A 22,325-nucleotide genomic window follows, 5' to 3' on the forward strand; every position below is an offset into this window, starting at 1 on the left:
TCTTGTGGTTGTACCATACATTCTATCCAATTTTTCCCGACTCTACAAGAGGAATCCGAAAAACTTTCCCGCTTATTCTGCTTTCATTTTCCTGATTACAACCAGGGCTCCCACCATCAGCAAGATTCCGATGGGGAGGCAGATAAACGCATTCTTGACGAACCCGGCTATGGCATAGGTCACAAAGGATACGGCTGCTACCGTAACCGCATAGGGCAGCTGTGTAGTCACATGGTTAACGTGGTTGCTCTGCGCTCCTGCCGAAGCCATGATGGTCGTATCGGAGATTGGCGAACAGTGGTCGCCGCAGACCGCGCCTGCCATACATGCAGAGATGGAGATAATCATCATCGTCTCATTGGTTCCGGCAAACACGTTTACCACAATCGGAATCAGGATTCCAAAGGTTCCCCATGATGTCCCTGTGGCGAATGCAAGGAAACATCCTACTAAGAATATAATTGCCGGGAGCAGGTTCACAAGCCCTTCAGACGCGGAACCCATGATGCCCGCAACATACTCTGCCGCGCCAAGGCTGTCCGTCATTGCCTTCAAAGTCCATGCAAACGTAAGAATCAGGATTGCAGGAACCATTGCCTTAAAACCGTCCGGAACGCACGCCATAGACTCACTGAATTTCAGCACCTTTCTGGCTGCGTAGAATGCAATGGTGATTACCAGGGCAAAGAAACTTCCCAGCATCAGACCTACGGAAGCATCGCTGTTAGAAAATGCCTCCACGAACCCTGCCCCTTCAAAGAAGCCGCCTGTGTAAATCATCCCAATGACACAGGAAATAATCAATACGACGATTGGAACCACCAAATCGATAACGGTTCCCTTGCTTTCATCCACGTCTTCCTCCGCATTGGCATATGGCCTGTCCGGGGTGGTGTAAAGGTCTCCATTCAACGCATTCTTCTCGTGGAGCTTCATCGGGCCGTAATCAATATTCAGGATGACAATCGTGACCATCATCACCACCGTCAGGATTGCATAATAGTTGTATGGAATCGCACGGATAAAGATGGAGAATCCATCTTCTCCTTCTACGAAGCCGGTAACGGCAGCAGCCCAGGAAGAAATCGGCGCAATAATACATACCGGAGCCGCCGTGGCGTCAATCAGGTATGCCAGCTTCGCCCGGGATACGTTGTGCTTATCCGTTACGGGACGCATGACGCTTCCTACGGTCAAACAGTTAAAATAATCGTCGATGAAAATCAATACGCCAAGCAGGATGGTTGCAAGCTGTGCGCCTACCCGGCTCTTGATGTGTTCGCTGGCCCACCGCCCGAATGCGGCGGAGCCTCCCGCCTTGTTCATCAGGCAGACCATGATTCCAAGAACGACCAGAAACACCAGGATTCCGACGTTATAGCTGTCGGACAATACGCCCACGATACCGTCCTGGAACACATGGGTAATCGTAGTTTCAAATGTGAACCCAGAATAGAAGATTCCTCCTATCAGGATTCCGACGAATAGGGAGCTGTATACTTCCTTCGTAATCAGCGCTAATGCGATGGCAACGATTGGCGGTATCAGCGACCAGAAGGATGCGTACATCTTAGGTATGTACTCTGCCGCTTCGTCTGCGGCGAATACAGCCATGGAACCACATACCAGAACACACAGGAATGTGAATATGCCCATAAATACTCTTTTCTTTTCTCTCATTGTAAAGATTTCCTCTCTTTCCCTTCTTATAGTAAATACAAAAATGCCATGAACAACGCTTTACTCCGGGCGCGCTCATGGCATAATCTCTCTTCATATCTGTCAATCTTCACAATCTTATACCTATGATAGCGCTCCACTGATGTGACAGTCCGCAGCATCTTCTGACTGCGTCCCAGAAATGCGGGTTGGGATACCCTTGGAACCAGGTTCCTGATTCCTCACTCCTTCGGCGGCATTCCCTTTCTATCGTAACAGCTTCCCAAACTATCGTTACGGAATACTCATGAAAACCGCGCCTCTATCAAGTTGGTTATTCACATAGTGCATTTATAACACTTTTCGGCAGGATTGTCAATAAAGGATTGACTTTTATCTACATTTTCCAAGTCTCTCTGAAATTATTTCTTTCTGACCGGAATCCATATCTCTGTGTAATAATTTACGTCATTTGTCCCATTCGGGTACTTACCTGGCGCATCATACATCTCAACGCAATATCCTGCCGCTGTAGTTACAGTATAGCTGTCATCCTCTGCATTGTCCCGACTTTACTTGCTCTCTTTTGTCAGTTTAAGCAAGCATCCATTTCTTATAAGTCCATCCAATGTGGATGAAAATACAATTCCGTTTTTATTTATCTTGTCTGTATTCATACTGATATCTCTGGGAGCAGGCGCAAAAGCTTCCTCGTTTCTCTGTACAACTTTCGCATCCCATCCAAGCTTTGTAAACATGGCAATTACCGTCTCATATGTATTCCTGTCATTGGGAGAGCCAAAGTTATAGACTCCGCCTTCTAGTTCCCACGCATACTCAAGATTACGGACGACTTCATCCACATCCGTAATCCCCCTCACATCATGTACCGGGTAACGCAGAATCTCCTTCTTTTTAAGCCCCAAAGCCAGTGTCCGGAAAAAATCTCCATGCTCATATTTGCTTTTTGTTACGGTGTCATACATCCATGACAGCCGAAGCATCACACACTTAGGATTTTCTGCCAGACATTCCTCCTCGGCCTGTTTCTTCTGCCTTCCGTAGACATTGAGCGGATTCACACTCTCATCTTCTCGGTGGGGTCCTGGTATCCGGCTTCCGAAGTAAATCTGATCAGAACTGCACATCAGGCATTTTGCATGGAGTTCTGCCGATGCCAGGGCGATATTCCTGCTTCCTTCTACATTCATCTTCCAAGACCTTTCCGGCTCTTTCTCACACATTCCCACATCGGAGACTGCCGCGCTGTGTATCACAAAATGTGGCTTGAAATCATGGAATACCGCAGAAACTTTTTCTTTGTCGGTAATATCCATCTCCTGATGCCCCGGCGTTACGACCTCATAGTTTCTGCCGTAAAATTCTGCAATTCTCCTTCCTAGAAAACCGGATGCGCCTGTAACTAATAATCTTTTCATCGCTTATCTCTTTCCTTTATCAAATTTTCTTCAAATGGAAGAGCCTTGACAGAAAATCGCCCTGTTTTTCTCTCGCAACACCCCTAAGGCCGGAGGACACATCAGAAACGCTCAGTCCCCCATACATCAGCTCATCCCCGAAGTGTCTGTCCTCCCCTAAGCATTGTTCCGTCCCTTCTGGCAGTTCTCCTCCCATTTCTTCCGTCACAGCATACTCCCAATCTGCCCGCAGGCCTGCAAGCCGTATCCGCTCGAATCCCGCCTGCGTCGGCTGTAACACACGGAAATACGCCGCCAACGCTTCCGTCTGATCCTTGGACACCACCATCCATGCCGAAGAATTATGCTCAAAGGGATTCTTGATTCGATAGAACACTCCTCCCTGAATCAGCTCCCGGTATCTTTTCATAAACGAAATCTGCCCCTTCATCGTCAAAAGCTCCTCCTCTGAAAGCTCCGTCAGATCCAGCTCGTATCCGAAAGTCCCGAAATACGCCACATTCGCCCTCGTCTCAAGGGACGTATGCCGGTACAACTGATGATTGGGCGATGCGCTTACATGGCTGCCCATGCTGCTCAGGGGGTAGACATAGGAAGTGCCATACTGTATCTTGATTCGTTCTACGGCGTCCGTATCATCCGACGTCCATCCCTGGGGCGCATAATAGAGTATCCCCGGGTCGAACCGCGCCCCGCCGCTTGCGCAGGACTCAAACAGAATATCCGGGAATTCCTGAGTCAGCCGTTCATACAGGCTATAGACCCCTAGGATATACTGATGACGCGCCTTTCCCTGCCAGCTTCTATCTTTGCCGTTAGAAAATACCTCTGAAAAAGAACGGTTCATGTCCCATTTTACATAGGAAATATTTGCTTCGCCCAACACTTTCCGAATCTGCCCGTGAATATGGTCTACCACTTCTGATTTGGAAAAATCCAGCACATACTGGTTCCTGCTGTGGCAGTAATTCCTACGGCTGTCTGCCAGCACCCAGTCCGGGTGCTCTCGGAAAAGATTGCTGTCCTTATTGACCATCTCCGGCTCAATCCACAGGCCAAATCCCATGCCCATTTGGTTTATCCGCTCTGCAAGGCTTTTCATGCCAGACGGAAGTTTCTCTCTGTTCACCTGCCAGTCCCCCAGGGAAGAGGTGGCGTCATTGCGTTTCCCAAACCAGCCGTCGTCCAGCACGAACAATTCAATGCCGATTTCTGCGGCTTTTTGGGCAAGCGCCAGAATCTTCTCCTCATTGAAGTCAAAGTAGGTCGCCTCCCAGTTGTTAATCAGGATTGGGCGCGCCTTGTCACGCCATTTTCCACGGGCAAGCCTTGTGCGGTACAGCTTGTGGAATGTCTGGCTCATGCCGTTCAGTCCATTTTCCGAGTAGGCAAGAATCATCTCCGGAGTCTGGAAATACTCTCCCGGACGCAGCTCCCACCGGAATTCATTGGGATGGATTCCCATGATAAGGCGTGTCACGTCAAAATTATCTACTTCCACCTGTGCAAGGAAATCTCCGCTGTATATGAGACTTGCCCCAATCACTTCACCGGAATGTTCATCCGCATTCTTCCTCTTGAGCGCCAGAAAGGGGTTGAACTGATGGCTGCTGCATCCCCGGAGGCTGTAAATGCTTTGGATTCCATATGCCAGAGGCCTTATATGTACGTGCCGCTCCCGCGACCATGCTCCTGCCAGTTCTACCATCTCATAATCCTTGTCAGGCAAATCTAAGGAACCGCTCATTGCGTTCAGAAGTGTAATGCCCTCCCTGCCGCAGTAGAAGCAGGTATTTCTGGCGATGACCGGAAACGCCTCGAATATGGTGTAGGACAGGACGATCCTTGCCCCTAACTGGGCGTCTTCCAGTGTGACCTCAAGGGTTTGTGCCTCTGTTTCTTTTTCCACGTATACGGCGGGAAGTCCCGGAAGCTTCTTCTTTCCGGCGTAGATTTCGTGCTTCTGGTATTTGAAATCCACCACGCGGCTTCCGTCCTGCCGCTCCAGTTCAAATGCTGGGAAACGCATGTCGCCAGAGCCGAAGGATGGATATTCTTGCTGCAGATGCTCAAGGGAAAACGTGCTGTTCCCCTCGAAGGCACAAGGCGCCATGTCCCGCAATGCATACTCGATCATGCCGCCAAAGCTGTCCCGGTCTGTGAGCCTTCTTCCATAATAGATATGTCCTGGGTGTCCGTTTGCCAGAATTTTGAATATGTAGCTGATTTTTTCGTTGTAAAGGTGAAATTCCTTTGTCTTTTTGTGAAATATGATTGGCAATTTCTTATCTCCTTATCTAAGTAAATTTCCGGTCTAATTGTCTCTTAATATCCTCTCCCAAATCATCTGCCCGGTATCCATGATAAAAAATATCTCTTTCATTCTGGAACGCGTAATAATTTCCGTTTTTCTTTGCATATAATCTGCCTTTGATATCAATAGCCTTATTCAGCAGTTCCTGCGCTTCTTCATCATGTAAATCCATCCTGCTTCCAATCTTTCCTTTTCCATACGGATTCTCTCTGTCAAATTTATGCTTTTTATCATTCCCATGATAGCGCCGAAGACCTAACTCATTCCGATAATAATCTATATGCTCTTCCTTAGACAGATTCCTCAACTCTATTTCTTCCTGACCAACCATTCCTTTGATTGTTTTCTCAAAAAATAACCGGCTTGATAAAAGACTGACCAGAAAATTATCGATACCCTGTATACATACCGATGATTCTTTTCCGTCAATTTTACAAGCGCTTCCGCCCTCTTCCCGATAAGTACCTCTATTCGTTAAAATCCCCAACAATAACGTTCTTTCTTCTCTGCCTTTAAACTCCTGGATCAACTGAATCAGTTTATAATCAGGTCCAATCTCTGCCTGAGAATCAATAAAACCTGTTTTTATTTCCTGAATATTCGTTACCTCATCCTTCTGAATTCGTTTACAGATATCAAGGAATCGGTGCATATATTGTACCGCAAGTTCTTTTGTGGCAAATGGATACTGAAAACTCTAAAAGCGCATTATCCCATTCGTCAAAAAAGCCTTCAGGCCATTTGTCAAGACGCCCATTTTCATCCAATTTCGGACACGCAACTTTATGTCTGTAGGAATCATCCACATCCTTATAAAAGAAGAAGAAGCCAGTCTCCTCTGGATTCAGTTTATTCTTTTTGACAGCGACCCGGATTCCATTCAGCACATGGTCGCTATGTGTTTCGGCAATTACCTGTACGCCGCCTGAACCTGCCGCCGCAATCAATTCTCCTAACATTCTCTGTCCTCTGGGATGGATATGCGCCTCAGGATTTTCCAGCAAGAGAATGTCGCCTTGTTTTGCAGAGACTAACGCAACAATGATAGGCAGTACATAAGTAATACCGAATCCTACATTCACACTTTTGTAGGAATTGGTTTTATCTCTGCCTTCAATGTATTCATATTTTAATTCCGCTGTTCTGGAAGACATGTCAATATGAATCATCGGCGATACGCCTGGAGAGATGATATCGAGCCATGCTCTCACCTGATCTGCCACCGTCGTCTTGTTCCTGTCTCCGATTACGACTTCTTGATTTGCCACATCGTCTCCGCCATGCAGCTTTAAATATTGAATCGCATATTCGCCGTTTTTCCCAAAATGTCTTTCTGAAATATCTTTTTCATTCTCAATGTGATACAAAAATTGTGGTTCAATACGATAGGCTGACAGATAGAATAGTCTATCTGCCCAACCTGAAATCTTCGATGCCCCTAACTCGGAACTAATTTTTCTCAAAGGCAGCTCATCTGCTTCCGGCTGATACTCAAATAAAAACCGTTCTTCTTCATTTTCCGTCCGTATCTCGATTCCAATCTCATCTTTTTCTGCCTTTTCAAAAAGAATGTCCTGTCCTGTTCCGAGATCCACATACTTTCCCTTTATAGACAACACCTCTTCCGAAGATATGCTCTTTTTCGACTGGGCTAACAGCAGTATGCTCTGCATGACCGTAGACTTGCCCATCCCATTTAAACCAGTCAAAATATTGACGGTGGAAAAATCTATGTGAAGGTTTTCAAAACATTTAAAATTATTTAAGATTAACTCTTGCAGCATAAAAACTCCTCGACAAATTTCCAGGCCAAAAGGCTGATTTCATTATCATTCTCTCTGGCAAAATCTTTAATTTCTTTTATCCTGTTCGATATATCCTGCACATCCTTCATCACATATCCCACGCTTTACATCAGATTTCTTATTCAAATTCTTCATTGAAACTAATAAATTTCAAAAATAGTATATCATAGCCTGAAAAAAATAGATAGGTAAATCTATACTATTATAACACAAGGAAGTCCCACACGAAATATTCGTGCGGGACTTCCCTTCTAACGAACCTGAAAAGGATTCGCATCTTAAATTTATCTTACATGATCATATCACTGCATTCTTCCCTAAGAACCTGGCTCAATCTGCTTTAGTCCTCTCCATACAGCGTAACCAGCTTCTTGAGATAAGCATACCGCTCCTTAGCCTCAGCCTCGTTCTTCGCGAACAGCTTCTCAGCCTTCTCCGGATTCGCTCTCTTCAGTGCATTGTAACGAACTTCTCCGTCAAGGAATGCCTGATAGTCTCCTGACGGCTCCTTGCTGTCAAGTGAGAACTTCGCACCTTCTGCAGCCGGATTGAACCGGAAGTTGTTCCAGTATCCACACTCTACCGCCAACGCTTCCTCTGTCTGAGCCTTGCTCATGCCCTTCTTAATACCATGGTTGATACATGGAGCGTAAGCAATGATCAGTGACGGTCCCGGATAAGCCTCTGCCTCTGCGATTGCCTTAACCGTCTGGTTGAAGTCTGCACCCATAGCAATCTGTGCTACATAAACATAGCCATAGCTCATAGCAATTCCTGCAAGGTCTTTCTTCTTCGTCTCTTTTCCGCCTGCCGCGAACTGTGCTGTCGCACCCGTCTTGGTGGCCTTAGAAGACTGTCCGCCTGTGTTGGAGTAAACTTCGGTATCGAATACCATTACATTGATATCTTCGCCGCTTGCCAATACATGGTCAACGCCGCCGAATCCGATATCGTAAGCCCATCCGTCGCCACCGAATACCCACTGAGACTTCTTAGCAAGGAAATCTTTGTTCTTAACGATATCCTTACAGATATCACAGTCGATTCCATCCAGTGCAGCAACTAATTTATCTGTAGCGTCACCGTTGGATACGCCGCAGTTAAAGGTATCCAGATATTCCTTGCATGCCGCCTTCACTTCCTCAGAAGCCTTGTCGGAGCCTGCAATCTCTTCTACCTGAGCTTTTAATCTCTTTCTGATTGCCTTCTGTGCCAACAGCATACCGTATCCGAACTCAGCGTTATCCTCGAACAAGGAGTTTGACCAAGCCGGTCCCTTTCCTTCCGGAGTTACCGTGTAAGGTGTGGAAGGTGAGGAGTTGCCCCAGATAGAAGAACATCCTGTGGCATTGGCAATATACATTCTGTCACCGAACAACTGGGTAATCAACTTCGCATAAGGTGTCTCTCCGCATCCTGCACAAGCTCCTGAGAACTCAAGCAACGGCTGTTTGAACTGGCTTCCCTTTACCGTCTCTGGTTTGAACTTAGCCACAACCTCTGGCTTCACCGGAATCTCTCTGCCGAAATCAAATACCTTCTGTGAGCCGATATTCTCTTCCATGTTCTTCATAACAAGAGCCTTCTCGCCCTTCTTGCCCGGACATACATTCGCACAAGAACCGCATCCTGTACAGTCAAGAGCGGATACGGACATGGTAAACTTCATGCCTGGCATACCAATCATATCGATCGCCTTTGTTCCTTCCGGAGCCTTAGAAAGCTCGTCCTCTGTCAGGGCGATTGGACGGATAACAGCGTGAGGACATACATACGCACAGCGGTTACACTGGATACAGTTCTCTTCTACCCATACCGGGATATCTACTGCGATACCACGCTTCTCGTATGCAGAAGAACCGGATGGCGTAGAGCCGTCTACATAGTCGTTAAATGCAGATACCGGAAGAGAATTACCTTCCTGTGCATTCACCTTAGACTGTACATTCTTAACGAAGTCTACAACATCTTCTCTTCCGCCCTTGACCTCTGGTGAGAATAATCCCTCATCCGCACAGGACTTCCATGAATCCGGTACGGCAACTTCTACCACCTGCTTCGCACCCGCATCGATGGCATCATAGTTCATCTGAACGATCTTGTCGCCTTTTCTTCCGTAGGTAGCCTTAGCAGCAGCCTTCATCAAATCGATTGCCTCTTCCTCCGGAATGATTGCCGCCAGCTTGAAGAATGCAGACTGCAATACGGTATTGATACGTCCTCCAAGACCGATTTCCTTACCAATTTTAATTCCATCGATGGTGTAGAACTTAATGTTGTGGTCTGCGATATATGCCTTCACCTGTCCCGGCAGATGCTTCTCAAGGCCTTCCATATCCCATGAGCAGTTCAGAAGGAATGTTCCGCCGTCAACCAATTCCTGAACCATGTTATACTTGTCCACATAAGAAGGATTGTGGCATGCAACAAAATTCGCCTGATGAATCAGGTAGGTAGACTTGATTGCCTTCTTACCGAAACGTAAATGTGACATGGTAACGCCGCCGGACTTCTTGGAATCATAGTCAAAATATGCCTGTGCATACATATCTGTGTTGTCGCCGATAATCTTAATGGAGTTCTTATTCGCTCCCACCGTACCGTCCGCACCAAGTCCCCAGAACTTACAGTTAATGGTTCCTTCCGGTGTCGTAACCAATGCCGGTCCTGTTGCAAGGGAAAGATTGGTCACATCATCCTCGATACCGATGGTGAATCTTGCCTTGTCAGCATTATTGAATACTGCAACGATCTGTGCAGGCGTCGTGTCCTTAGAACCAAGTCCGTAACGTCCGCAATTTACCGGAACCGCGTCGAACTTAGAACCCTTTAATGCGGATACAACATCCAAGTATAATGGCTCTCCCTGTGCTCCTGGCTCTTTTGTCCGGTCAAGAACGTTGATATATTTTACAGTGTCAGGAATTGCGTCAATCAATGCCTGTGCGCAGAACGGTCTGTAAAGGCGAACCTTTACGACGCCAACCTTCTCGCCTGCCGCCAACAGGTAGTCAATGGTCTCCTCAATAGTATCACATACGGAACCCATTGCTACGATTACCTTCTCGGCGTCTGCTGCTCCGTAGTAGTTGAACAGCTTGTAGTCTGTACCAATCTTAGCATTTACCTTGTCCATGTACTCCTGTACGATTGCCGGCATAGCATCATAGTATGGGTTACATGCCTCTCTTGCCTGGAAGAAGATATCCGGATTCTGTGCGGAACCTCTCTGGCATGGGTGGTTCGGGTTCAATGCATGGTTCCTGAACGCATCAATGGCATCCATATCAACTAATTCTTTCAAATCTTCATAATCCCATGTCTCAATCTTCTGAATCTCATGGGAAGTACGGAATCCATCGAAGAAGTTAATGAACGGGAGCTTGCCCTTGAGAGCCGCACAGTGTGCAACTGGCGTTAAGTCCATAACTTCCTGTACGCTTGACTCGCAGAGCATAGCGGCGCCTGTCTGTCTGCATGCGTATACGTCAGAATGATCTCCAAAGATTGACAGTGCATGGCTGGCAAGCGCACGCGCGGATACATGGAATACACCCGGAAGCTGCTCGCCTGCTACTTTATATAAGTTAGGAATCATCAGCAGCAAGCCCTGAGATGCCGTAAATGTCGTCGTCAAAGCGCCTGCCGCCAGAGAACCGTGTACTGCTCCCGCTGCTCCTGCCTCTGACTGCATCTCTGTTACCTGGACAGTCTGTCCAAAGATATTCTTCCTGCCTTCAGTTGCCCACTCATCCACATGCTCCGGCATAACAGATGATGGTGTGATCGGGTAAATAGCCGCAACTTCTGTGTATGCGTATGATGCGTGAGCCGCAGCCTGATTACCATCCATGGTCTTCATTTTTCTTGCCATTTTCGTTGTTCCTCCTTATAATTGTGCAAATTAATCTGCCAGACCGGACCAAGTCCGCCTGAGGGTCATACCTTGATCTGGCATAATTTGGCGTGTGTTTTTATTATAGTCCACACATTGTTAAAAGTCTAGTCATTCTTGCCCTTATTTTTGTTCCTTTTTCGGTACAAGTCCCTGTTTTTCCTCTTTGCCGTCCAGAACAGGAATACGGCGGCAATTCCCAAAAGGATGGCAAGGCCAATCCAGGGCATCGGTCCTAAGACCGTCCACAGACTGTATTTACGCGGCTCCACCTTTTCGGGACGTGGTTCTTCTTCTATCTCTTTCTCCGGTTCCCCTTTGAACCTGCCGGTATCAATCTTTTCAGCCGCCAGCCTGGCAATCAGCTCCTGCCCCTCTTCATCCGGGTGAAGGCCGTCCTCCTGGGTATGTTCACAGATCTCCGATTCAAACAAATCGACGACCCGGTAATCGTAATCTTCTGCGTGTTCGTACATAATCTGATTCATATTGCGGATAATGTCCTCTACAATGCCGTTCATGGCTCCCGGCAATTCAAACCGACTCACCGGGTTATAAATATTCGTAACCACCAACTGCGCCCCAGCCTTCCTGTGTGCCGCTATGGTTTCCATGGCAGTTGTCCATTGTTCTTCAAACACCTCATAATCCCAGTTGTTCAGCACATCCAGTATTTTTACGATCAGAAGCGGGTTCCCTTCCACGCCATCCTGCAAAGAATCAAATGCATCGTATACACTCAAAAACTTACGCTCTGTACCTAAGACCTCCCCTGCCGCGCGCTTAAATTCCTGCATCAAATCGTTGGCCCCGATGGTCAATGTGATGATATCCGCCCGGTCAAGGGATGCCAGGGCTTCCTCCTTGGTCAGGATATCGGAGTTTAGTCGCGAAGAATCCAGCCCGTTTTTTGCAAATTTCTCACATTCCGCAGGTATCCCCGTCTCCTCAGACACCCAGTCGGCAATGAATTGGGTGTAACTCCTCAAATCTTCCTGTCCTTTGCCTCCGTAACCTTTGGCAATACTGTCTCCCAACGCCGTACAGTAGATGGTATCGCCTTCCCATTTCTGCTTGGCTTTTTCTTCTTTATCCGAAATTTCCTGTTTTTTTGTCTCTCCCGGCTGGTTTCCCGGCTCTTCTGCATGGGGCAAGACCGCTTCTGTTCCGAACAGAAGCATCATAACACAGATAAATAAACTGACTACAAATGCCAAGCTCTTCCCTGGCCTTCTCTTCCCATATCCCCCAAATTTCATAAGCACCCTTCTTCCGGCACATAACCTCTCTTCCAGAGGCTTTACAAATGTCTATAACTAACCAATCAATACTCTCTTCCCCTCAAAAGCAAAACCATAATGACGGATTCGCTCTTTCGGGATTCCTTTCGCAATCAACATCGCGTCATAATTCTTTTCCTCAATCTGCTTTAACGCATTCCTTACCGTATCTTCAAGACTTTCCTTAGAATCCTGGTTCTTCACTTTGAACTCAAACACAAACGCATCCTTTTTCTTATCACGAGGCTCCATGACCACATCATATCTTCCCAGACCGCTTTCCCGATTTGAAGTGACATGGTAATCAAGCTTTGCATCCACGATCAACCCCAACACAAAACCATGATAAAAACGTTCGGGTTCCGTCTGTTCAGAAGGATGGTTCCCGGTATCAAAATAACTGAATACCGTCTGTGTCATCCGGTTCATGTACTGGTTCATATACGCCACATCATTTGCCAGTAGCGCTTCCACAAAATCATGATATCGAATGGATGCTTTTTTGAACCATCCCTGGACCATTTTGCGGAATTCTTTCCTGACCTCTAAATTGGTCAGAGATAAACGGTAAACTGCATCTTCCCCGTTGTCGGCGTCGGTGACGTCCTCCACTTTTAAGTATCCCGCCGCCAAAAGCAGGCTCCAGATTGCTTCGCTGTTATCATCTAACTGCTCGAAAATAATCTCCTCATCAATGACTTTTTCAATGCTTTTTCCTTCAATTAAATCTTCCATTGCAATCTTCACATCGGAAGCGCCTTCCCGAATAAGATTGCTGACCAGATTGTTAGAACTGGTATTTGCCCAATATGCCGCGAACCTTTTCTCATCCAGATACTTTGTGATCGACCAAGGATTATAGATATCTCTGCTTTTTCCAAAAGTAAATCCGTCATACCACGCCTTTACCTGCTCCTGTCTGTCCAAGATCCCGGCCTCTTTAAGCGCGGCGAACACCTCATCCTCGGTAAAACCAAACGCATTCTCGTAAATACAAGAAGTCGTCGTCACTACTTGCAGGTTATTCAGGTCTGAGAAAATGGATTCCTTACTTACTCTCGTAATTCCCGTCAGCATTGCCCGTTCCAGATAAGGGTTTGTCTTGAACATCGAATGAAACATGCTTCTGATAAACATAGACATTTCCTCCCAGAAACCATTGGCATATGCTTCCTGCAGCGGGGTATCATACTCATCCAGTAAGACGATGACTTTTTTCCCGTAATAACGGCTCAAATATCCCATTAATGCACGCACAGCGACCTCTGCTTCTTCATTTTTCATATCCGGCCTGACGGCGTCATACTGCTCCCTTTCCTTCGCATTCAGTAAATCACCCTTGAGTAAAAATTCATTCTGGTTATATAGGTCTGTCAAGTTCTGCTTGATTCGGGCAATCGCCCCATCACATGTGCCGGATTTCACGTCCGCGAACGTAAGGGATATGACTGGACAGGTTCCCTGTAGGTTCCTGTATTTATCATCCGACCAGATAGAAAGCCCCTCAAACAAATCTCCACGTCCCTTATATTTCATAGAAAAGAAACATTCTAACATATTCATATTCAGAGTTTTCCCAAATCGGCGAGGGCGGGCAATCAATGTGACCTTATCCTCTGACTCCCACCACTCTCTGATAAATGCAGTCTTATCCACATAAAAACAATTTTTCTCCCGAATCGCATCAAATCCGTCATTTCCTATACTGATTGTCCTCATCCACACCCTCCGCCTGTACCATATCCTAAAAGGGGCCGTCCATGCCTCTTACAGACGCCCCTTACGGTCCTTTCTGTCACATAAGATAGACCACATCCTCTTTGGGTTTCGCAGCCCCCTCCATAGCAATCAGATACAACACCGGCTGTTCATTCCCGAAAGATACTGCCTGTTCATATTCAAATCTTGCCAGGACCTTAACCCATGCGCCTTTCTTGAATGTAATCGGATGGTCTGATTTACAGGGATAGCCATAAAACTTTAAATCATCGGCACAACAGGTCATAATCTTACGTACCGGGACGAACATGTTCTCTCCCATCCCTTTGGGACGGAATGCCTGCGCTACGAATTCTACTTCTTTGTGGAGATACAGATCAGGGTGGTCGTATGCGTCCACATACCAGATTCCAAAATCTTCCGGTTCTATCTGTATCCTGTCCCCTTTGACATCATAGGGCAGGTCTTCCTCTGACGGCTGTATGATTCTGCCGTCCGTTCCCTCGAATATCAACTGAGCCATGGGATTCTGCACCTTGAGCGCCCTGCGGAAACCGGAGCGGTCCGCCCCTTCCGGACAACGGTTCACCACAATCAACCCTGATTCCGTCAACTGCTCGATGAGCAGATTCCTCATGTTTTTAAGGTACATATCCAGAGTCATGCCGTTTACGGTGGAATAGACGCCCTGCAGTTCCCAGCTTCTGGGGTACTTAATGGACAGCAAATCTTCCAGCTTCCACATCCCATTGTACTCAATCACTACCTGGGCAGGATGATAGTTCTTCTCACAATTCTTGAAAAATGATGGATTCAACTGATCAAATTCTTCGATTTTCAGCATGGCCATTTCGTGGGATTCAAGATATTCCTTGGAGTATCCTTCCTCTCCTTCTTCGCACAGAATCAACAGTGTCAGTCCCGGCGCGATCCAGTCTTGTTCCATCAGCGTATCCTTCACAAGCGTCGTCTTCCCGCTGTCAAGAAAACCTGTACAAATGAACACAGGAGTCTTCATGCAATCACCTTCATTCCCTATTTATTAAATTCTGAAAGCATCCTCATCCAAATACTTCTTGAGGCAGGATGCCTTTTCGGTTTTAGATATGGAACAATTTCAGCAGTTCCTCTTCCTTCAAGTCTGTTCCGATTACGCATACCCGACCGGTATAGTCAGCCTGGCCTTCGCGGACTTCATACTCTTCCGGGACAAGGTCGAACTGTTTCCATGTGCCGTCTGCCATCGGGATGATTCCCTTTGAACGCAGGACGTTCCCGTATCCTTCTGTCTCGGATAATGCCCTCAGCAGGAAAGAAAGCTCCTCGTCTGTGTATTTGTGGGCAGTCTCTTTTCCCCAGCTCGTGAATATCTCGTCTGCATGATGGTGATGGTGGCCATGGTGGTCATGGCCGTGACCACAGCAATGTCCTTCATGGCCGTGATGATGCTCATGATGATGGTCACATCCACAGTCTTCCCCGTGGTTATGATGATGGTCATGCCCGGTGTGATTTTCCAGAAGCTCTTCTATCTCCGCCCCATGCCCAAGCGCCCGGCAAATGGCTTCCCTGCCCAATTTCTCCCATGGTGTGGAAATAATTGCCGCATCTTTGTTTTTCTCACGGAGCATATGGACGCATTCCTCAATCTTCTCGTCTGACATCATCTGTGTCCTGCTAATGACAATTGTAGATGCATGCTTTACCTGATCCTCGAAAAATTCTCCAAAGTTCTTAATGTATAATGCCGCTTTCTTTCCGTCAACCACCGTAATCCTTCCATGGATTTCAATCTCGGCTTCCTTCTTCACATCTTCGATTGCCTTCACGATATCCGATAATTTGCCGACTCCCGACGGTTCGATCATCACACGGTCCGGTTTGTATTCTTCCAAGACCTTTTGGAGCGCCTTGCTGAAATCCCCCACCAGCGTACAGCAGATGCACCCCGAATTCATCTCCGTAATCTCAATTCCTGCATCCTTTAGGAAACCACCGTCAATGCCGATTTCGCCAAATTCATTTTCAATCAGCACAAGTTTTTCACCTGTAAAGACCTGTTCAATCAACTGCTTGATAAATGTTGTCTTTCCGGCCCCTAAAAATCCCGATATAATGTCTACCTTTGTCATCTGATATCCCTCTTTTCACCATTTTATACGACCAATATATTACCACAATCTTCCGTCTGCCGCCAGAGCATCGTTTAAATTATTGCCGTATAAAATCTATGATATACGGCTTATGGCACTCCTTGCCAGATTTCTTTTCATTTATTATATCTAATTTCAGGGCGGATAACAATAGAGTTCCTATCAAATAAGAACCGGCGCCAAACAATAAGCGCCGGTTCTTTCACATCCGATATTAATTTTAGGTTATAACTGTGGGCCTGCCGGAACCAAAGCCTTTCCGGCTTCATTTCCTTCATACTTCGCAAAGTTCTTCACGAATCTCTGAGCCAGATCCTTAGCCTTCTCCTCCCACTGGGAAGCATCTGCATAAGTATTGCGTGGATCTAAGATATTCGTGTCTACGCCCGGAAGCTCTGTCGGAACATCAAAGTTGAAGTATGGAATCTTCTTGGTAGATGCCTTCAGGATATCTCCGTTCAAAATCGCATCGATAATACCACGGGTATCACGGATAGAGATACGCTTTCCGGTTCCATTCCATCCGGTATTTACCAGATAAGCCTTCGCGCCGCTCTTTTCCATTCTCTTTACGAGCTCCTCTGCATACTTCGTCGGATGCAGTTCAAGGAAAGCCTGTCCGAAACAAGCAGAGAAGGTAGGCGTCGGCTCAGTAATGCCGCGCTCTGTTCCTGCAAGTTTCGCTGTAAATCCTGACAGGAAGTAGTACTGTGTCTGCTCCGGAGTAAGGATGGATACCGGCGGCAGTACGCCAAACGCATCTGCGGACAGGAAGATAACTTCTTTTGCTGCCGGAGCTGCAGATTTTGGACGCACGATCTTCTCGATGTGGTTGATCGGATAGGATACACGGGTATTCTCCGTCACGCTCTTATCGTTGAAGTCGATCTTGCCTTCTGCGTCCAGAGTAACGTTCTCAAGAAGGGCGTCTCTCTTAATCGCATTATAGATATCCGGCTCAGACTCTTTGTCAAGGTTGATGACCTTCGCATAGCATCCGCCTTCAAAGTTGAAGATACCGTCGTCATCCCAGCCGTGCTCGTCATCACCGATAAGAAGCCTCTTCGGATCTGTGGAAAGCGTCGTCTTGCCTGTTCCGGAAAGACCAAAGAAGATAGCCGTGTTCTCTCCGTTCATGTCCGTGTTGGCTGAACAGTGCATGGAAGCGATACCTTTCAGCGGCAGATAGTAGTTCATCATAGAGAACATACCCTTCTTCATCTCTCCGCCGTACCATGTATTGACAATCACCTGCTCGCGGCTTGTAATGTTGAACATAGCAGCCGTCTCAGAATTCAGCCCGAGTTCTTTATAGTTCTCTACTTTCGCCTTGGATGCATTGTAAACAACGAAATCAGGCTCAAACTTCTCAAGCTCTTCCTCGGTCGGCATAATGAACATATTCCGGATGAAATGTGCCTGCCATGCAACTTCCATGATAAAACGGATAGACATACGTGTGTCTTCGTTCGCACCGCAGAAAGCGTCTACAACAAACAGCCTCTTATTAGAGAGTTCTTTCAAGGCAATGTCCTTCACTGCCTTCCAAGTCTCTTCGGAAGCCGGGTGGTTATCGTTCTTGTATTCATCGGAGGTCCACCACACGGTGTCCTTGGAATTCTCATCCATAACGATGAATTTGTCTTTCGGTGAACGTCCGGTGTAGATACCAGTCATGACATTCACTGCGCCAAGCTCGCTGACCTGTCCCTTTTCAAAACCTTCCAGTTCCGGTTTCGTCTCTTCCTCGAATAACATCTCATAAGAAGGGTTGTGTACGATTTCAGTGGTGCCATTGATGCCATACTTGCTCAAATTAATCTCTGCCATCTTTCATAATCTCCTTTTTTCATAGTATACAGTTTCTTAATGATAACCATCTACGAATACCGGTACTACACGGAATCCACGGTATATCATCCGGAAGCCAATTCTCTTACTTCCTCTGATAAATAGTATACATAATAAAAAAATAAAATCAATAAAAATCATCTAAATTTTTCAAAAAAGGATAAATTTTTAACAATCTGTCATCTCAGGCTTGGCGCCATCTATTCCTTCAATCCACTCACTACGACTGATTACAAAAAACAAAGGGAGACCGTTTCCTTACAAAACGTCTCCCAGTCTGTCAGTAAAGAACGATCATAACAGACCCCCAACGGTTAAGAACAGGGGCGCGAATACCAGTGACACGACCGTCATAAGCTTAATCAGTATATTAATGGACGGTCCCGACGTATCCTTGAACGGATCTCCCACCGTATCTCCGACTACCGCGGCCTTGTGGGCTTCACTTCCTTTGCCGCCATGAGTCCCGTCTTCAATATATTTCTTCGCATTGTCCCATGCGCCGCCTGCATTGGACATGAAAATCGCCATCATAACGCCTGTGACAAGCGCGCCTGCCAGCAAGCCTCCCAGTGATGCCGGCCCTAACAAAAGCCCGACTGCCAGAGGCGCCACTACCGCCATGATTCCCGGCACAAGCATCTCCTTCAACGCAGCCGTCGTCGAGATGGCAACGCAGGACTTATAATCCGGCTTATCCGTTCCTTTCATAATTCCCGGTTTCTCACGGAACTGCCGCCTTACTTCTTCAATCATCTTGTACGCCGCCTTTGAAACAGATTCCATCGTCATAGCGGAGAACAAGAAGGGGAGCATACCGCCGATGAACAGACCGATAATCACACGGCTGTCCAGCAAGTCAATGTTCTTCAGCTGCACTGCCTCGGCATAGGAGACAAAGAGCGCAAGGGCGGTCAAAGCCGCAGAACCGATTGCAAATCCCTTACCCATCGCCGCCGTCGTGTTGCCCACAGCATCCAGCTTATCTGTAATCTTGCGAACTTTGACATCCAGGCCGGACATCTCTGCAATCCCCCCGGCATTGTCCGCAATTGGCCCATAGGCATCTACAGCTACGGTAATTGCGGTCGTAGACAGCATGCCCACCGCCGCAAGGGCGATCCCATACAGCCCGCAGAACTGATATGCCACGAAGATGCCGATACTAATTAGGAGAATCGGAATACCCGTAGATTTCATGCCCACGGCAAGCCCGCTGATGATGGTCGTCGCAGGCCCCGTCTCGGACTGCTCCGCAATCTCTTTTACCGACTTATAATCCCCGGACGTATAGACCTCCGTGATAATACCAATCAAAAGCCCTACAATCAATCCGGCAACAATGGCAATCGCAGCCTTGAAATCCCCGAAAAGATACTGGCTGAATACAAATGCAACCACCAGGACTAAAGCGCTCGCCACATAAGAACCCATCTTTAACGCTTTGTGAGGATTAGAATTCTCGTCCCCTTTTACGAAAAATGTTCCCAGTATAGATGCAATCAGTCCAAGCCCTGCAATCAACAGCGGATAGACTGCACCTTCCACCTTATAATACACGATTCCAAGCGTAAGCGCTGAAATCAAGGCTCCCACATAAGACTCAAACAAGTCTGCACCCATTCCCGCAACATCACCTACATTGTCGCCTACATTATCGGCAATAACCGCTGGATTACGGGGATCATCCTCCGGGATTCCTGCTTCTACTTTACCTACCAAGTCGGCTCCCACATCCGCCGCCTTCGTGTAGATACCGCCGCCCACACGGGCAAACAAAGCAATCGAAGATGCGCCAAGGCTGAACCCGGACAATACGTCCACATTTCCTGTAATCAGGTAAATTGTGCTTACACCAAGAACCCCAAGTCCTGCTACGCACATTCCCATGACCGCCCCGCCTGAAAATGCAATCGAAAGCGCGCGGTTCATTCCGCTCTCCTTCGCCGCATTGGCTGTCCGCACATTCGCTTTCGTCGCCACGCTCATTCCAAAATACCCTGCCAGCGTTGAGAACACCGCGCCGACTACGAAACATACCGCCGTCACCCAATTTCCGATTCCGACACCAATCAGGACAAACAGCACGATCACAAAGAAAATCAATATCTTATACTCGGCTGTCAAAAATGCCTGGGCGCCCTCGCTGATCGACGCCGCAATCTCTTTCATCCGTTCAGTTCCTGCATCCTGTCTGTTGACCTTAGAAGCTAACGCAGCCGCAAAGATCAGGGCGACGATTCCCAGGATTGGAACCACATTCAAGAAAATTTCCATAATTTCCCCTCCCATAGACTTATTATACTTCCATCTTATCACATTTGCACAAGTTGTCTATAGTTTTTTTGAAATTTTCGTTAATATATACAAATAATTTACATTCTTTATATTTAAAATCAATGGCCATGTCCATGCCCACTATGATGTCCGTTTTGCTGGCATGTACCTTGTGTCCCATTCTGTGTACTGGCTCCGTCCTGTCCCCCATTTCCATGATGCATACCACACCCGTTTTGCCCTCCCGGCGTATACTGCGCAGCATTCCCATCTTGCCCGGTATCTCCTGACAATTCGGCAATCTTATCCCATATCTGGCTTATGGTAAGCCCCTCGATATCCTCTGCCGTAATAGAAGAATCCAACGCCTGAAGCTCCAAAAACGCCTGATACCTCCCAAGAGTCATCCCCGCCTCATGTGCCGCGGCGGCATCGCCGTGGCTCCCTGTCGAGCAATGTACATTTCCATAGGAAGAGGCACATGTATGGAGGCATGCAAGCATCTCTCTTTGTTTTCCTTCCGCCGCCCCGGATACGGCAATGGCAATGCAGGAATCCTCTGCCAGATACGCTTCCTCGCTCTCCTGGTTCAGAATTACATCCATCGCATCCCGGTAGTCCATGAACCGTACGTCCAGCGAAGACATAATGTTATATCCGTCATCATTATAGGTATCGACCTTCACCACCCGGTCGAACCGGTTAATTCCAAGTTCGATGGAAGGGTTTACGTCCACACTAATCGAAGATACCGGTATGAAATAAAGGAAATAACCTCCCCATCCCATCGCCACAAGCAGCAGGCATGCCATGGCCGCTGCCAGCCGCCGGTATGGGAACATCGTTCCCCGCCCATAGCTTCTGGTCTTTCGGGCAAGAAATTCTCTGGTGCGCCTTTTGATTTCATCATCTGCATGGACATTGTCAAATGCTTCTTTCAATCGTCTGTCACTCAAAACCTCTCACCTCCCAATTTCTCCCTGAGCAGCCGCTTTGAACGCGTCAGGAGCGTATAGACCGTATTTACATTCTTCCCAAGAATACGCCCAATCTCAGCGGCAGAGTAATCCTCATAGTAATGAAGGTACACTACATTCCTGTATTTTACAGGCAAAGAAAGGACCGCTGCCAGCACTTCGCTGTGCTCCGGCACCTGGTCCTCCATCTGCCCCGTCCATTCTTCTAACGGAACCGTATGGCTGTGAAAAAAGCTTTTGAGCAAATCCTTACAGGCATTGAGCGTTACCCGTATGAACCACGCTTTTTCATGTTCAGCATTTTCAAAAACAACGGAACTTAGGACATACTTCAAAAACACGGTCTGAAATATGTCCTCGGTATCATGATAATTCTTCAGATGTATCATACAGATGCGCTGTATTGTATCCGCATACTGTTCCAGCGCCCTGTTTACCTCCTGTTCGCTCCGCACAATAGAACCTCATCTCTTATCTGTGGTGTCCGCCGCCATGGTGTCCGCCGCCGTGATGGCCTCCGCCGTAAGAACCTGACCAGTTGTCGCAATATCCGTCGTTGTTATTGTCCACGTAGCCGGAACCCTGATAACCGCCTCCGGACCATCCTGTTGACTGGCTGCTTCCGGTATAGCTCTGGCTGCTTCCGCTGTAGCTCTGGTTGCTGCTCCCGCTATATACAGGCGTCTGGTTCACAACCGGCCTTTCGGAAACATACCCTGACATGTCCACGCCTGTTCCGTAATTACCGCAGTAATTGGATAAACAGCCGTTCCCAAACGCACAGCCCAAATTCTGGTAATCACAGACCCATCCATTGTTCGTGCCGTAGAAACAGCGGGCTTCTACCGGTTTCTCGGCAAACGCCACAATTCCTCCCAGAGAAAGCGCCAACACAAAAATCAAGACAACAGTTACAACTTTCTTCATGATCTTCCTCCATTCTACCTGACTTGTTT

Annotated in this window: 15 protein-coding genes and 1 riboswitch; all 15 genes read right to left on the minus strand. The window is 47.3% G+C overall.

Annotation, left to right across the window (positions count from 1 at the left end; translation table 11 throughout):
* Positions 1 to 72 precede the first annotated feature (72 nt).
* Positions 73 to 1,656 (minus strand): Na+/H+ antiporter NhaC family protein, encoded by a 1,584-nt coding sequence (locus AC6I3O_RS19090; RefSeq protein ID WP_497853523.1) that lies wholly within the window; start codon positions 1,654 to 1,656, stop codon positions 73 to 75.
* 145 nt (positions 1,657 to 1,801) lie between these two features.
* A riboswitch (Lysine riboswitch) is annotated at positions 1,802 to 1,992 on the minus strand.
* 239 nt (positions 1,993 to 2,231) lie between these two features.
* Positions 2,232 to 3,098, minus strand: a complete 867-nt coding sequence (locus AC6I3O_RS19095; protein ID WP_497852221.1) for an SDR family oxidoreductase — start codon at positions 3,096 to 3,098, stop codon at positions 2,232 to 2,234.
* Between the two features lie 19 nt (positions 3,099 to 3,117).
* Positions 3,118 to 5,379, minus strand: a complete 2,262-nt coding sequence (locus tag AC6I3O_RS19100) for an alpha-galactosidase (RefSeq protein ID WP_497852222.1) — start codon at positions 5,377 to 5,379, stop codon at positions 3,118 to 3,120.
* Positions 5,380 to 5,395: 16 nt separating this feature from the next.
* Positions 5,396 to 6,064 carry a hypothetical protein gene (locus AC6I3O_RS19105; protein ID WP_497852223.1) on the minus strand — a complete coding sequence of 223 codons (669 nt, stop codon included), beginning with the start codon at positions 6,062 to 6,064 and terminating at the stop codon, positions 5,396 to 5,398.
* Entirely contained in the window at positions 6,048 to 7,196 is a 1,149-nt protein-coding gene (locus tag AC6I3O_RS19110) for a DUF3696 domain-containing protein (protein ID WP_497852224.1), read from the minus strand. The genes AC6I3O_RS19105 and AC6I3O_RS19110 overlap by 17 nt, the downstream gene beginning before the upstream one ends.
* 361 nt (positions 7,197 to 7,557) lie before the next feature.
* On the minus strand, positions 7,558 to 11,091 hold the full coding sequence (gene nifJ / locus AC6I3O_RS19115) for a pyruvate:ferredoxin (flavodoxin) oxidoreductase (protein WP_497852225.1): 3,534 nt from the start codon (positions 11,089 to 11,091) through the stop codon (positions 7,558 to 7,560).
* Positions 11,092 to 11,219: 128 nt separating this feature from the next.
* The gene (locus tag AC6I3O_RS19120) at positions 11,220 to 12,371 is read right to left on the minus strand and encodes an SGNH/GDSL hydrolase family protein (protein ID WP_497852226.1); all 1,152 of its coding nucleotides are present in this window, start codon (positions 12,369 to 12,371) and stop codon (positions 11,220 to 11,222) included.
* Positions 12,372 to 12,428: 57 nt separating this feature from the next.
* The gene (locus AC6I3O_RS19125; protein ID WP_497852227.1) at positions 12,429 to 14,111 is read right to left on the minus strand and encodes an AAA family ATPase; all 1,683 of its coding nucleotides are present in this window, start codon (positions 14,109 to 14,111) and stop codon (positions 12,429 to 12,431) included.
* 76 nt (positions 14,112 to 14,187) lie between these two features.
* Positions 14,188 to 15,117, minus strand: a complete 930-nt coding sequence (locus AC6I3O_RS19130; RefSeq protein WP_497852228.1) for a TIGR03943 family putative permease subunit — start codon at positions 15,115 to 15,117, stop codon at positions 14,188 to 14,190.
* A gap of 94 nt (positions 15,118 to 15,211) precedes the next feature.
* A complete protein-coding gene (locus AC6I3O_RS19135) occupies positions 15,212 to 16,243 on the minus strand; it encodes a CobW family GTP-binding protein (protein WP_497852229.1) in 1,032 nt (343 codons plus the stop codon).
* A 246-nt stretch (positions 16,244 to 16,489) separates the two neighbouring features.
* Positions 16,490 to 18,094 (minus strand): phosphoenolpyruvate carboxykinase (ATP), encoded by a 1,605-nt coding sequence (gene pckA / locus AC6I3O_RS19140; protein ID WP_497852230.1) that lies wholly within the window; start codon positions 18,092 to 18,094, stop codon positions 16,490 to 16,492.
* A 315-nt stretch (positions 18,095 to 18,409) separates the two neighbouring features.
* A complete protein-coding gene (locus tag AC6I3O_RS19145) occupies positions 18,410 to 20,392 on the minus strand; it encodes a sodium-translocating pyrophosphatase (RefSeq protein WP_497852231.1) in 1,983 nt (660 codons plus the stop codon).
* A gap of 119 nt (positions 20,393 to 20,511) precedes the next feature.
* Positions 20,512 to 21,348, minus strand: coding sequence for an anti-sigma-I factor RsgI family protein (locus tag AC6I3O_RS19150; protein WP_497852232.1), 837 nt, complete (start codon positions 21,346 to 21,348; stop codon positions 20,512 to 20,514).
* Positions 21,345 to 21,824, minus strand: a complete 480-nt coding sequence (locus AC6I3O_RS19155; RefSeq protein WP_497852233.1) for an RNA polymerase sigma factor — start codon at positions 21,822 to 21,824, stop codon at positions 21,345 to 21,347. Before AC6I3O_RS19155 ends, AC6I3O_RS19150 begins: the two co-directional genes overlap by 4 nt.
* A 16-nt stretch (positions 21,825 to 21,840) precedes the next feature.
* Positions 21,841 to 22,296: a hypothetical protein gene (locus AC6I3O_RS19160; RefSeq protein WP_497852234.1), complete on the minus strand. Its 456-nt coding sequence runs from the start codon at positions 22,294 to 22,296 to the stop codon at positions 21,841 to 21,843.
* Positions 22,297 to 22,325 lie beyond the last annotated feature (29 nt).

The organism is Sporofaciens sp. St.21A7 (assembly GCF_059728535.1).

What these genes read in the sequence shown, in the direction of transcription:
- AC6I3O_RS19160 (WP_497852234.1), bottom strand. Translation starts at nt 22,296, where the DNA reads ATGAAGAAAGTTGTAACTGTTGTCTTGATTTTTGTGTTGGCGCTTTCT.
- nifJ (WP_497852225.1), bottom strand. Translation starts at nt 11,091, where the DNA reads ATGGCAAGAAAAATGAAGACCATGGATGGTAATCAGGCTGCGGCTCAC.
- AC6I3O_RS19125 (WP_497852227.1), bottom strand. Translation starts at nt 14,111, where the DNA reads ATGAGGACAATCAGTATAGGAAATGACGGATTTGATGCGATTCGGGAG.
- AC6I3O_RS19105 (WP_497852223.1), bottom strand. Translation starts at nt 6,064, where the DNA reads ATGCACCGATTCCTTGATATCTGTAAACGAATTCAGAAGGATGAGGTA.
- AC6I3O_RS19110 (WP_497852224.1), bottom strand. Translation starts at nt 7,196, where the DNA reads ATGCTGCAAGAGTTAATCTTAAATAATTTTAAATGTTTTGAAAACCTT.
- AC6I3O_RS19090 (WP_497853523.1), bottom strand. Translation starts at nt 1,656, where the DNA reads ATGGGCATATTCACATTCCTGTGTGTTCTGGTATGTGGTTCCATGGCT.
- AC6I3O_RS19135 (WP_497852229.1), bottom strand. Translation starts at nt 16,243, where the DNA reads ATGACAAAGGTAGACATTATATCGGGATTTTTAGGGGCCGGAAAGACA.
- AC6I3O_RS19145 (WP_497852231.1), bottom strand. Translation starts at nt 20,392, where the DNA reads ATGGAAATTTTCTTGAATGTGGTTCCAATCCTGGGAATCGTCGCCCTG.
- AC6I3O_RS19095 (WP_497852221.1), bottom strand. Translation starts at nt 3,098, where the DNA reads ATGAAAAGATTATTAGTTACAGGCGCATCCGGTTTTCTAGGAAGGAGA.
- AC6I3O_RS19120 (WP_497852226.1), bottom strand. Translation starts at nt 12,371, where the DNA reads ATGAAATTTGGGGGATATGGGAAGAGAAGGCCAGGGAAGAGCTTGGCA.
- pckA (WP_497852230.1), bottom strand. Translation starts at nt 18,094, where the DNA reads ATGGCAGAGATTAATTTGAGCAAGTATGGCATCAATGGCACCACTGAA.